Annotated in this window: 9 protein-coding genes; 7 read left to right on the top strand and 2 right to left on the bottom strand. The window is 53.8% G+C overall.

Features of this window, described 5'->3' with window-relative positions:
* The first annotated feature begins 38 nt into the window (after positions 1-38).
* From secA2 to EVJ28_RS02885, 6 genes are all read left to right on the top strand, one after another.
* Positions 39-2402, top strand: coding sequence for an accessory Sec system translocase SecA2 (gene secA2 / locus EVJ28_RS02910; RefSeq protein ID WP_131455876.1), 2364 nt, complete (start codon positions 39-41; stop codon positions 2400-2402).
* A gap of 1 nt (position 2403) precedes the next feature.
* Positions 2404-3213: an SLAP domain-containing protein gene (locus tag EVJ28_RS02905; RefSeq protein WP_131487956.1), complete on the top strand. Its 810-nt coding sequence runs from the start codon at positions 2404-2406 to the stop codon at positions 3211-3213.
* Between the two features lie 131 nt (positions 3214-3344).
* Complete coding sequence (locus EVJ28_RS02900) at positions 3345-6095, top strand: bifunctional 2',3'-cyclic-nucleotide 2'-phosphodiesterase/3'-nucleotidase (RefSeq protein WP_131487954.1); 2751 nt, start codon at positions 3345-3347, stop codon at positions 6093-6095.
* A 200-nt stretch (positions 6096-6295) separates the two neighbouring features.
* The gene (locus EVJ28_RS02895; protein WP_131463961.1) at positions 6296-7738 is read left to right on the top strand and encodes a carbon starvation CstA family protein; all 1443 of its coding nucleotides are present in this window, start codon (positions 6296-6298) and stop codon (positions 7736-7738) included.
* 94 nt (positions 7739-7832) lie between these two features.
* Positions 7833-8504, top strand: coding sequence for a PAQR family membrane homeostasis protein TrhA (gene trhA, locus EVJ28_RS02890; RefSeq protein WP_070328723.1), 672 nt, complete (start codon positions 7833-7835; stop codon positions 8502-8504).
* A gap of 157 nt (positions 8505-8661) precedes the next feature.
* Positions 8662-9579 carry a proline dehydrogenase family protein gene (locus EVJ28_RS02885; RefSeq protein WP_070328724.1) on the top strand — a complete coding sequence of 306 codons (918 nt, stop codon included), beginning with the start codon at positions 8662-8664 and terminating at the stop codon, positions 9577-9579.
* Between the two features lie 53 nt (positions 9580-9632).
* On the opposite strand, the gene EVJ28_RS02880 is transcribed toward EVJ28_RS02885, so the two are convergent.
* Both EVJ28_RS02880 and EVJ28_RS02875 read right to left on the bottom strand, forming a co-directional pair.
* Complete coding sequence (locus tag EVJ28_RS02880) at positions 9633-9953, bottom strand: hypothetical protein (RefSeq protein WP_131455885.1); 321 nt, start codon at positions 9951-9953, stop codon at positions 9633-9635.
* Between the two features lie 228 nt (positions 9954-10181).
* Complete coding sequence (locus EVJ28_RS02875; RefSeq protein ID WP_131487952.1) at positions 10182-11084, bottom strand: SDR family oxidoreductase; 903 nt, start codon at positions 11082-11084, stop codon at positions 10182-10184.
* 213 nt (positions 11085-11297) lie between these two features.
* Between EVJ28_RS02875 and EVJ28_RS02870 the strand changes: the two genes are divergently transcribed.
* The gene (locus tag EVJ28_RS02870; RefSeq protein ID WP_131487950.1) at positions 11298-13709 is read left to right on the top strand and encodes a 3-hydroxyacyl-CoA dehydrogenase/enoyl-CoA hydratase family protein; all 2412 of its coding nucleotides are present in this window, start codon (positions 11298-11300) and stop codon (positions 13707-13709) included.
* Positions 13710-13728: the final 19 nt, after the last annotated feature.

The raw sequence follows: 13728 nt of genomic DNA, 5'->3' as shown, positions 1-13728 counted from the left end.
GATTTGACAATGACTGTGAACTAAATGGAGGCTACAACGTGATTCAGTTTGTAAAGCAATTGACGAATGACCAGAGCCGGCGCTTGAAAGGCTATCAGCGACGCGTCGACCGGATCAACCAATTAGAGACAACGATGCAGGCGCTCTCGGACGACGAGATGCGCACATATACCGAAACATTGAAAGCAAAAATCGCCGACGGCGCCAAAGTCGATGATGTCGCCGAAGAAGCGTTCGCCCTCGTCCGTGAGGCGGCGGTGCGTGTCTTAGGCATGCGTCACTATGACGTCCAGCTCATCGGCGGGTTCGCCCTCCTCGAAGGGAACATTTCCGAGATGCCGACCGGAGAAGGGAAAACGCTCGTCGCCGCGCTCCCGAGTTACGTCATAGCACTCGAAGGCAAAGGCGTCCACGTCATCACCGTCAACGAATATCTCGCGACGCGTGACGCGAAACAAATCGGGCAGATCCACGATTTCCTTGGTCTCTCGGTCGGGTTGAACGTTCCTGAGATGGAACAGAGCGACAAGCACGCTGCTTACCAGGCCGACATTACATACGGCGTCGGGACCGAGTTCGGGTTCGACTACTTGCGTGATCACTTGGTCGGGTCACCGGAAGAGCGCGTCCAGCGCCCGTTCCACTTCGCCATCATCGATGAAGTCGACAGCATCTTGATCGACGAGGCGAAGACGCCGCTCATCATCGCCCAAAAAGACCGCTCGCACATCCGCTTGAAGGAGTTGGCGCAACGTGTCGTCACCGAGCTCGACGAGGCGGACTACGAAGTCGACCTCGAATCGAAATCGACGGCGCTCACTGACTCCGGAATCTTGAAAATCGAAGACATGTTCGCGGTCGACAACTTGTTCAGCGCCGAGCATCAAGTGCTCTATCACTACCTCGTCCAAGCGCTCCGGGCGAACGTCTTGTTCGAACTCGACGTCGACTATATCGTCAAAGAAGACAAAATCGAGCTCATCGACTTGTTCACGGGACGGATCATGGAAGGACGCAGTCTGTCGGAAGGGCTTCATCAGGCGCTCGAGGCGAAAGAAGGCGTCACGATCACCGAGGAGAACAAGACGACGGCCGAGATCACGATTCAGCATTATTTCCGGATGTATCCGCTCATCGGCGGTATGACCGGGACGGCCCAGACGTCTCGCCAAGAGTTTTTGAAGACGTACAACATGGACGTCGTCCAAGTGCCGACGAACCGGCCGCGTTTGCGCGAAGACAACCCGGACCGTATCTTCATGACGGTCGACCAAAAGTATGCGGCCGTGACCGACAAAGTCGTCGAGCTGCATGAGACGGGACGCCCGGTGTTGATCGGCACGACGTCGATCGCCCAGTCCGAGGCCATCAGTAAGCACTTGTCGAAACAGCGGATTCAGCATGAGGTGTTGAACGCGAAGACGGTCACGCAAGAAGCGGACATCATCGCCGACGCCGGACGCTTCGGCAAAGTGACGATCGCGACGAACATGGCCGGTCGCGGGACCGATATCATGCTTGACGCGAAATCGAAAGAAGTGGGCGGCTTGTTCGTCATCGGGACGGAACGCCATGAGTCGCAACGTGTCGACAACCAGCTCCGCGGTCGTTCGGGACGTCAAGGCGATCCCGGCGCGACGCAGTTCTTCGTCTCGCTCGAAGATGAGATCGTCAAACGTTACGCGATCCAAAAACTGGAGCGGATCGAGAAGAAACTGAAGCCGGACGAACGTGGCGAAGTGTCCGCAAAAGACGCGGCTGACGTCATCGAGTACGCCCAGACGACGATCGAAGGACTCGGCGTCTCGATTCGGGACTACTTGTTCAAGCTCGACGACGTCTTGAACGAACAACGGAAAATCATCTACACGATCCGCGATCAGGCGGTCAACGCCGACGCTGCGGCGATCACGAACAACGTGCTCGGCATGATGCATCTCGCTTTAGCGAACAGTATCGACATGCACGTCTCGGACGAGCTCGTCCCAGAAGAGTGGCCGCTCGACGAGTTGAAGACAGACCTCGTCTACTTGACGACACGCGAGCCGGTCTGGTCAGATGAGATCGCCGACTCGTTGGAATTGAAGGCAGAGCTTGCGCCGTGGATCGACGACATCGTCAAAACGGCCGAGGCCCGTCTTCAAGCCGAGGAAGTCGTGACGTTCGTCAAAGAATCACTGTTACGGGCGTTGGACGGAAAATGGACGGACCACCTCACGACGATGAGCGGATTAAAAGAAGGCATCGGACTCCGCAGTTATGGTCAGGAAGACCCGAGTCGTCAGTTCGGTAAAGAAGGATTTGAGATCTTCGAACAGACGTATGTCAATATTGCCCGTGAAGTGACGACGGAAGTATGTCAGCTCGACCGCTATTTCGTCACGCAATTGGAGGAGGAGTAATATGTTAGGGTTTCGTAAACGTAAACAGATCGATACAGGGAAGACCGAGACAGGGCGTCAACTGACGCTCGTGATCGACAGCGACATGGGAATTCCGAAAGAAGACGAGTACATGTTCCGCTATCATGCGAAGCGGCTGCCGGCGCTCCTCGACAACCAACTGTCGATCGAGCTGTTGCACGCTGAAAACTTGATGGGCGGATTGTCGCTCGTCGCCTTGTTCCGGAACACGCTCCCGAGCTCGTTCGAAGTCAATGAATTGCCGGTTCTCCTCTTGAACAAAGACAACGTTCCGCTCGGGCGGAAAGTATTGAGCCGCGTCGACCTTCCGAGCTTCGAGCCGTGGACGAGCAAACCGGTCTATTTGGACTTTTTTGCAGATGAACTGTTCGGCGAGTTTGAAGCGGAAGAACTGACGTCGATGCGACTCGTCTTCCAAATGAATCCGATCGATCCGTTACAGATGCTTCTAGATGAGGAAGTCGAACAATTTTCGAACACGGCGTGGCAACAGCTCCGTCGCACGAACGTGTCGACACCGCCCGTCGGCGAGAATGAGTTCAATTTGATGCTCGTCTCGGTCGAAACAAGTGAGACGAACGTCACGGCGACGTTGCTTCTCCGTAACGGCTACGGGCATGAACTGAACGTTGAACAGTTACCGCTCGAACTCGTGAGCGGGGACGAAGCGATTGCGAACACGACGATTCGCTTGAGCGAGCCGGTCCAAGGCAAACACGCCTATCCGGTCTCGGTCGTCTTCGAAGACGTCACCGCGGACGGTCCGTTCACGGTCCGGATCAAACAATAAACAGTGACAAAAGACCTGATTTCTGTAAAGAAAATCGGGTCTTTTGTTTGAAAAAATTTAATAGTTGTGCTCTCATTCTGGTGGTATATTGAAGACGGTGAGACCAATTTCATTCAAAAGGGGAAACGAACATGAAAACTGCTCTGAAATGGACAATCGCGACCGCACTCGTATTGCCTTCGACGTTACCGCTCCAAGCACCGAACGTCTTGGCGTCGGACGAAGACCTCGTCAAACTTCGATTTTTAGAGACGACCGACTTACATACGAACATTACCAACTATGACTACTTTCAAGACAAGGTCGATGAGACGATCGGGCTCACGAAGACAGCGACGCTGATCAAATCGCACCGAATACAGGCGGGGGCGGCGAACACGTTCTTGTTCGATAACGGGGATACGATTCAAGGGACACCGTTCGGAGACTACATCCGCGAATTGCATCAACAAAATCCGGGCACGTTCGAGCACCCGATGTACAAGGCGATGGCTTCGCTCGACTATGACGCGGTCACGCTCGGCAACCACGAGTTCAACTTCGGGCTTGAATTTTTATATGACGCGATGGAAGGGTCAAAAGGCAAGCTTCGTTTCGTCAACTCGAACGTCAAGGATTTAGAGGGGAATCCAATCGTATCGAAGTTCAACGTTGACGGACAAGAGGTCCAAATCATCGAGCGGACGGTCACGGACACGGACGGGGAGACACATACGATCAAAGTTGGCGTGTTCGGTGTCGTCCCACCGAAGATCATGTCGTGGGACTCGGGCAACCTTCAAGGCCGTGTGACGGTGGATGATATCATCCCGTCGGCGCGTGAAGCGGTCAGCAAGTTGAAAGACCGAGGGGCGGACGTCGTCGTCGCGCTCGCGCACTCAGGTATCGGGGAGAGTGCGGCGCTCGCCGACGCCCAACTCGATAGCGAAGAGAACGTCGGCTACGCGCTCACGAAAATCGACGGGCTCGACATGGTCATGACGGGGCATCAACACGGTCGCTTCCCGGATGCGAAAGGCATGTTCGCCTCGTTCCCGAACGTGGACAATGAAAAAGGGCTCATCAACGGCAAACCGGTCGTCATGGCGAACAACCAAGGGAAAGACCTCGGCGTCATCGACTTCGAGCTCGAGAAAGTCGACGGCAAGTGGCAAATTCTCGACGCGTCGGCGAAACTTGACACGGTCACGGCTAGCACGCCGGTCGATGCCGAAACACACGCACTGATCGACACGGAGCACCGGGCGACGATCGACTACATCAATCGTTCCGTCGGTGAGGTTCAAGACGACATTCAAAGCTACTTCGCGCTCGTCCGCGACGACGCTTCGGTCCAGTTCGTGACGAACGCACAACAATGGTACGTCGAGAAAGAGCTCGAGACGAATCCAGACCTCGCCCCGTACAAAGGGCTGCCACTCCTGTCAGCAGGCGCCCCGTTCAAAGCAGGTGGCCGTGAATTGACAGATGCCGGATACTACACGAACATCCCGAAAGGCCAAATCGCCTTGAAGAACGTGGCCGACTTGTACGTTTATCCGAACACGCTCGAAGTCGTCAAAGTGACAGGAGCGGACGTGATGGACTGGCTCGAGATGTCGGCTGGGGTGTATAACGAGATCGATGCGGATGGGGACGAACTATTGAACCTTCAATTCCGCAGCTACAACTTCGATATTTTGGACGGCTTGACGTATGAGATCGATGTGACGGGACCGGCGAAGTATGACGGTGGCGGGAAACTGCTCGACGCGTCAGCGAACCGGGTCAAAAACGTTGAGTATGACGGAAAAGCGATTACGATGGACCAAGAGTTCTTGGTCGCGACGAACAACTACCGGGCTGGGTCGAGCTCGTTCCCAGGCCTTGGCGGCGGAAAGAATATCGTCTACCGCTCGGCATATGAGACACGTAACGTCATCTCGGACTATATTATCGCGAGTAAAGGTGCCGTCGACTATAAAGCTGACGACAACTGGAAGATTGTCGCGGACGCGAAGCGGACCGTGAAGTTTGAGACGGCAGACGCCGGCAAGCAGTACGTCGACTTGTATGAAGGGATTGAAGCGACAGACGCGACACGTGCCGATGCGGCAAACCGCCTCTTCCGGACGTATACGGCCGAACTTGAAGTAGCGGCAGTCGATGTGACGCTCACAATCGATGTCATCAAGCCAGGAGCGAAGCAAGTCACAGGTGTGACGGCATCAGGGGCGAAAGTGACATTAAAAGACGGGAACAAAGTGTTGGCTACGACGACAGCCCAGGCAGACGGAACGTACAAACTTGCTGTCAAACCGCTCAAACTTCGTCAGTCATTGACGGTCGTCAGCGAGTTGAACGGACAAACGATGACTGAAACGAAAGTCGTCGGTGCCGGGTTCGTCCGCACCCCTGCCTTATCATCGAAGTATACGTATACAAACACGAACACGTTTTACGGGAAATCTTCACCGGGGGCGAACGTCACTCTCAAGCAGAACGGCAAAACAATCGGCACCATGACAGCAGATGACTCAGGCTCATTCAAGTTCACGAGCCGTTCAGGTTTCACAGCCGGTAAATATGAAGTGACGAGTAAAGAAATTTCTGGGAAAGTGATGAAGCAGACAGCGTTCACCCTCAAAAAACTAGTCGTCGAGACACCGAATGTATTACGTGGGGCGAAAGCGAACACGAAAGCGCTTGGTGGACGTACGACGAGTGGCGCGACGGTCGTCTTGAAAGACGCGAAAGGCAAGAAAATCGCCCAAACGAAAGCGAACTGGGCCGGTTGGTATACGTTCACATCGAAAAAAGGATTGGCGAAAGGGAACTATACCGTCATCGCGAGTGACTATAATGGATCAGGTGCGAAACAAGCGAAAATCGTACTTAAATAATGGGGTGGAGACGGCGTGTACAGCGCCGTCTTTTCTCGTGTTAAAAAAGTGTCGAAAAAGTGAACGAAACCCCTTACGAAACGTTGGGAATTGCTGTATAATCAATCACGAAAGCGTTTACATTATATGCGTAAAACATCAGGATTCATTTTTCGGGGCCGATGGGGATCGGCTACACAGTTTAAAAGGGGACAGCACACATGATTACATTCTTTATCGCCTTAGCTATTTTAATTGTCGGGTACATCGTCTACGGCCGTTACGTCGAAAAGACGTTCGGTATCAAGGAAGAGCGGACGACGCCCGCCTATGCGTCGCAGGATGGCATCGACTACGTGCCGATGGGGAAAAAACGGAACTCGATGATCCAACTGTTGAACATCGCCGGCGTCGGTCCGATTTTCGGGCCGATCATGGGGGCGCTCTACGGTCCGGTCGCCTTCCTGTGGATCGTCTTCGGATCGATCTTCGCAGGTGCCGTGCACGACTACTTGACCGGGATGATCTCACTCCGTAACAACGGGGCACACTTGCCGCAGCTCGCCGAGAAGTTCCTCGGCCGCTCGCTCCGCCATATCGTCAACGGGTTCGCCCTGTTACTGCTGCTCCTTGTCGGGACGGTGTTCGTCACGTCGCCGAGTAACATGATCAACAACTTGTTCGACGGCAACGCGTCGACGCTCGTGTTCGTCGTCTTTGCGATTTTCGCTTATTACATCTTGGCGACACTCCTCCCGGTCGACAAGATCATCGGCCGCATCTATCCGTTCTTCGGGGCGCTCCTCATGATCAGCGCCATCGGGATCGGGGTCAGCCTGTTCGTCCAAGGCTATCAAATCCCAGAGATGACATTGACGAACATGCACCCGGACGGCTTGCCGATCTGGCCGCTCTTGTTCTTCACGATCTCGTGCGGCGCACTCTCAGGCTTCCACGCGACGCAGTCGCCGATCATCTCTCGGACGACGATGAAAGAAAGTAATGGCCGCAGCATCTTCTACGGCATGATGATCGTCGAGGCCGTCATCGCCATGATTTGGGCCGGAGCGGCCATGGCCATCTTCGAGCCGGGTGAGTTGCTCGGCATGATTCAAGCGGGGACACCGGCGCTCGTCGTCCAAGAAGTGGCGACACTCATGCTCGGCAGCATCGGCGGCACGCTCGCCATCCTCGGCGTCATCGTCTTGCCGATCACGTCAGGCGATACGGCGTTCCGGAGTGCCCGGATGATCATTGCCGACTACTTGAAAGTCGCGCAGAAGAACTTCTCGTCACGCCTTTGGATCGCACTCCCGTTGTTCGCGATCTCGTACGTGCTCACAAACATGGACTTCCAAATGCTTTGGCAGTACTTCAACTGGGCCAACCAGACGACAGCGGTCATCGCCTTGTTCGTTGGTGCGATGTACTTGTACATTAAAGGACGCAACCACTGGATTGCACTCATCCCGGGGACGTTCATGCTGTATGCGGTTTGGTTCTACATCCTCACAGCACCGATCGGTTTCAAGATGGATGGGGTCATTCCCTACGTCATCGCGACGATCGGTACGGTGACGCTACTCGTCTTGTTCCACATACGCGCACGGGCGATGCGGGCACAAAATATGGAATGTGACGTTCCGGTGAAGGAAGTCGCATAATCAAGGACACGGGTTTTTACAGACCCGTGTTTTTATTTGCAACAAAATTGGGGAATATCCATAATAGAGGCAAGGAAAGAAAGGTGGGACCCGAATGGATCAAGAGAAACTAAAAGACATGCTCCATGCCGATACGCTCGGCGAAGAAATCGCGAGCGCCGTCACGCACGGACTAGGGGTCATCTTCAGCATCGTCGCTCTCGTCCTGCTCGTCACGACCGCGACTGAGACCGGTAGCACAGGCAACGTCATCGCGGTGAGCGTGTTCGGGGTATCGATGATCTTGTTGTACTTGTTCTCGACGCTCATGCATGCGATCCCGCATCCACGGGCGAAGCGGGTGCTCCAAGTGTTCGACCACGCTGGGATTTACTTACTGATTGCCGGGAGCTACACGCCGTTCGCACTCGTGTCGCTTCAGGGAACGCTCGGATGGGTGTTATTCGGCATCGTTTGGGGCGTCGCCATCTTAGGCATCGTCTGGAAAATGTATTCGACCGGGAAGTACATGTGGGTATCGAACGTGACGTACCTTGGGCTCGGGTGGATTTGTATCATCGTGATCCGTCCGCTCTACGAGTCGCTCGGGCATCAAGGGTTCATGTTGCTGCTTGCTGGTGGGCTCGCTTATTCGGTCGGGATCGTGTTTTACGTCTGGCAGAAACTGCCGTTCAATCATGCGATTTGGCACTTGTTCGTGCTCGCCGGGAGCGTGTTCGTCTTCCTCAGTATTTTGCTCTACGTCGCACCGAATACAGGCCTGTGAACCAGACGTCCGTGAGGGCGTCTGCTTTTTTATAAACTTGGCCAATGAAGTGTTGGAAACGGTTACAAAACTAAAGACGAATTGACGTTTGTATGTCATAATAATTTCAGACATCGTCATAGAGATAGATGAGTGTAAACGCAAGGGGGAAAATCTGATGGAAAAAGTGTTACGTGATGGCTTTATTTACATGTCTCAAAACAAAGCACTCAACAGTTTGGCTAAAAAGTACGGGCTTCGGTTCGGGGCTTCACGATTTGTGGCGGGAGAAGATTTCAAGACGTCGGTGCCGACGATTCGCGAACTGAACGCGAAAGGGCTATCGGTCACGGTCGACCATCTAGGGGAATTCATTAACACGGTCGAAGAAGCGAACCAAAACCGTGACGAGATCATCCGTGCCATCGAGATCATGGCCGAAGAGAAACTCGACGCCTATATGTCGCTCAAGCTCACGTCACTCGGATTCGATATTTCGGACAAGTTGATCGAGAACAATATGCGCCAGATCTTGACGACGGCTAAGTCGGTCGGCGTCTTCGTCGCCATCGATATGGAAGACGAGTCGCGCTGCGAGAAGACACTCGACTTGTTCAAGAAGTTGAAAGCGGACTTTGACGGACTCGGGACGGTCATCCAATCGTACTTGTATCGTTCGGAAGATGACATCAATCATCTCGCGCTGATCAAGCCGAACCTCCGTATCGTCAAAGGGGCTTACAAAGAGCCGGCGACGGTCGCTTTCCCGGAGAAAGAAGACGTCGACCACAACTACTTGAAGCTCGTCAAACTCCATCTTGCGAACGGGAACTACGCCTCTATCGCGACCCATGACGACCATATGATCGATGCCATCATCGAGCATGTGAAATTGAACAACATCCCACTCGACCAGTTCGAGTTCCAAATGCTGTACGGCATCCGGGTCGAGCGTCAACTCGAGCTCGTCCGCCAAGGCTATAAAGTCCGGGTCTACGTGCCGTACGGCCGTGACTGGTACGGTTACTTCATGCGCCGCCTCGCCGAACGTCCGGCCAATGTCGCGTTCGTGTTAAAAGGAATGGTCAAGAAATGAGAGAAGCACGAACGTCCGTTGTGGGCGTTCGTGCTTTTTTGATGTGTTCGATATTATTTGATGACATCGATTCGTTCGGCCTTTCCTACAGTGGAGGTGTCTTCGGTGATGGATTCGTCTAACCAAACGTTGACCTCGAGCGGACTGTGCAGTCGTTCAATCTCGTCATTCAAACCGGATAAATCGACCCAAATTTGACCGCGGTCTTGATCTTCGACTAAAATCATCGTCTCTTCAGTATTTACGTCTACAATTTTCCCTTGAACATCGACCTCGCTATAATCGGTTGAACAGCCTGCGACTACACTGAGACAGAGAAAGGCTACAAGGAGAGAAGTAATACGTTCTTTAAAAAACGGCATATCATTATCCATGAATTGATTCTCCTTAGGATTTCGAGTGACTTCCATCCAAACTTGTTTATCATTAGTATACTTGTTCGATGCCATCGATATTCAGAATCTTTTCATGGAGAGGGAAATGCGTCCTTGGCGTCCAGACTCATGCAGAAAAGCAATCCGACGAAAGGACGCAAGAAACGCGCGCAAAGTATGACACGCACACAAAAAAGACTCAGCTGTGAACTGAGCCTTCCGAAACACTTATCCGTTAATGACGGTACCGCCGTTGACGTGCATGACCTGCCCACTGACGTACGTCGAGTCATCGCTTGCGAGATAGACGTAAGCCGGGGCGAGCTCTGCCGGTTGACCCGCACGCTTCATCTCAGAAGAGTCACCGAACGTGGCGACTTTCTCAGCCGAGAACGTAGCCGGGATGAGGGGTGTCCAAATCGGGCCTGGGGCGACGCCGTTGACGCGGATTTTCTTCTCGGCCAAGTTTTTGGCGAGCGAACGCGTGAACGATGTGATCGCACCTTTCGTCGACGCATAGTCGATCAACTGGTCGTTACCTTCATACGCCGTGATTGACGTCGTGTTGATGATGCTCGCGCCTTCGTTCAAGTACGGGAGCGCCGCTTTCGTCAAATAGAACATGCTGAAGATGTTCGTCCGGAACGTCCGCTCGAGCTGGTCGTCCGAGATGTCGAGGAGCGACTCTTGCGGATGCTGCTCGGCGGCGTTGTTGACGAGCACGTCCAAGTGGCCGAACGTCTCGAGCGTCTGCTTGACGACGTCTTGGCAGAACGCCGAATCACCGAGATCACCTTGCAGCAACAGGCACGCTTGACCGAGTTCTTCGATCCGTTCCTTCGTCGCTTCAGCGTCCTCGAGCTCGTTTTGGTCTTTATAGACGATGACCGAGTTTGCGCCTTCGTGGGCGAAGAAGATGGCGACCGATTTCCCGATCCCCGAGTCACCGCCCGTGATGATGGCGACTTTGTCTTTTAACTTGTCGCTTCCTTTATAGCCTTCACGCTCATAGATCGGGAACGGCTCCATCTTCGAATCGATTCCCGGTTGATGGGCCTGCGCTTGTCCGTCCTTCTTGAACGTTTCAAAATCCTTGCGGCTGCCGATTGTATTTAAACGATTATCACTCATATTGTTTCGTCCCCTTTCAAAATTGACTCAATGTGTCTATACCACACATATCAAAAAATAATCGTAAATCAGAAAAATGGAATGAATTTGAAAAATGAACGCTTGCGAATGAATTGTCGTTCATTTATGATAGAAGAGTAAACACGATGGTGATTGCGATTTTTTTTACGCGTGAAATGAATCACTATTCATTCTCATTTAGGGGGGAACAATATGACGAGTCACATCGAACAATCAGCCGACCTCCGTTTGACGAGCAATATCCGTTTTGCGGTCGTCATCGGTTCAGGAGTAATGGGGGCGGGGATTGCGGCCCATTTGGCGAACGCGGGGGTTCGTTCGCTCATGCTCGACATCGTACCACGTGAATTGACGGCGCAAGAAGAAGCGAAAGGGCTCACGCTCGAGTCACCGGAAGTGCGGAATCGCATCGCGTCCGAGAACCGTCATAAGTTGTTGAAACAAAATCCGGCGCCACTCGCGACGGCAGAACACTTGAACTTCATCGAGGTCGGGAACTTAGAAGATGACCTCGAGCGATTGAAAGAAGCCGACTGGGTCATCGAAGTCATCGTCGAACGGCTCGACGTGAAACAGCAACTGTTCGACAAAATCGCACCGTTCATCCGTGAAGACGCGATTCTCAGCTCGAACACGTCTGGGATCTCGATCGAAGCGATGGCGAGCGTCTTGCCGGAAGGATTGAAGTCACGCTTCCTCGGAACGCACTTCTTCAACCCGCCGCGCTACTTGAAGCTGCTCGAACTCATCCCGACGGAGAAAACGGCGCGCCCGGTCATCGATTTCATGGCCCGCTTTGCTGAGGACCGTCTCGGTAAAGGCGTCGTCGAGGCGAAAGACACGCCAAACTTCATCGGTAACCGCATCGGCACGTACGGCCTGCTCGTCACGTTCGAGGAGATGTTGAAACAAAACGCGACGATCGGCGAGATGGACTCGATCACAGGACCGCTCATCGGCCGTCCGAAATCAGCGACGTTCCGTACGCTCGACGTCGTCGGCATCGACACGTTCGTCCACGTCGCCGGTAACGTCTATGAGGCGCTCGAAGCGGGCGAGGAGAAAGATACGTTCGATGTCCCTGCTGAAATGAAGACGCTCGTCGAAAAAGGCTGGGTCGGACAAAAGTCTGGTCAAGGGTTCTATAAGAAAGACGGGAAAGTCATCCAGGAACTCAACTTGAGCACGTTTGAGTACGAACAATTGAAAGCGATTACAGGACCTGAGCTCGACCAAATCAAGTCGCTCCCAGGCTCGAAAGCGAAACTGAAAGGCGCGATCTTGAACAAGGGACGCGTCGGACAGTTGCTCTGGCCGGTGACGGCGAAGACGCTCGTCTACTCGGCACGACTCACAGGTGAGATCAGTGACTCGATCGTCGCCATCGATGACGCGATGAAGTGGGGCTTCGGTTGGAAGTTCGGACCGTTCGAGACATGGGACGCACTCGGTGTCGAAAAATCGGTCGCACGCATGAAAGCGGAAGGATATGCCGTCCCGGCGTGGATCGATGAGATGCTCGCTGCCGGACACACTTCCTTCTATAAAGGGGACCAGTATTACGATCAAGCGTCTGGGACGTACGTCGAGAAGACCGTCAACCCGAAAGAATTGAAACTTGCACCGCTCGCCAAGTCGAACGGGATCATCCTCGAGAACGGCGGGGCTCGCCTCATCGACATCGGTGACGACGTCGTCGCCCTCGAGTTCACGTCACCAAACAACGCGATCGGGGTCGACATCATGCAGATGATCGAGCAATCGATCGACCTCGTCGAGCAAGACTTCAAAGGACTCGTCCTCGCCAACGACGGTAAAAACTTCTGCGTCGGCGCCAACCTCGCGATGATGCTCATGGAAGCGGAAGACGAGAACTGGTATGAGCTCGACTGGATCATCAACAAGTTCCAACAAGTCGTTCAAAAAATCCGTTACGCAGGTCGCCCGGTCGTCGTCGCACCTTACGGTATGACACTCGGAGGCGGCACGGAGATCAGTTTGCCGGCAGCACGCATGCAAGCAGCGCTCGAGACGTACATGGGACTCGTCGAAGTCGGTGTCGGTCTCATCCCTGGCGGCGGCGGCAACGTCAACACGTACCGTCGTCTACTTGAACAGACGCCGAAATCGATGCAAAACATCGAGAAGGCGGCACAGCAGACGTTCGAGAACATCGCGATGGCGAAAGTATCGAAATCGGCGTATGACGCGAAAACGCTCGGCTATCATCGTCCGGTCGACGGCATCTCGATGAACCGTGACCACTTGACGTTCGACGCGAAACAAACCGTGCTTGGACTTGCGGACGGATACGTCGCGCCGATGCGCGAGAAGTTGCCGGTCGTCGGTCGAACCGGGAAAGCGACGCTCGAACTCGCAGCGTACGAGATGTTCTACGGTGGTTATATTTCAGAGCACGACTTGAAGATCGCCAAAAAACTTGCCCACGTCATCAGCGGCGGCGATTTGGCATACGGCACGATGGTCGACGAGCAATACTTCCTCGACATCGAGCGTGAGGCGTTCTTGAGCCTCATCGGAGAACCGAAATCGCAACAACGGATGCAACATATGCTCGTCAAAGGCAAACCACTTCGGAACTGACAAAAGGGGGACTTAACAG

This window comes from Exiguobacterium sp. SH3S3, from assembly GCF_004337115.1.
In the GTDB taxonomy this organism is placed as follows: Bacteria; Bacillota; Bacilli; order Exiguobacteriales; family Exiguobacteriaceae; genus Exiguobacterium; species Exiguobacterium aurantiacum_A.
This window is presented reverse-complemented; position numbering and strand designations above follow the sequence as displayed.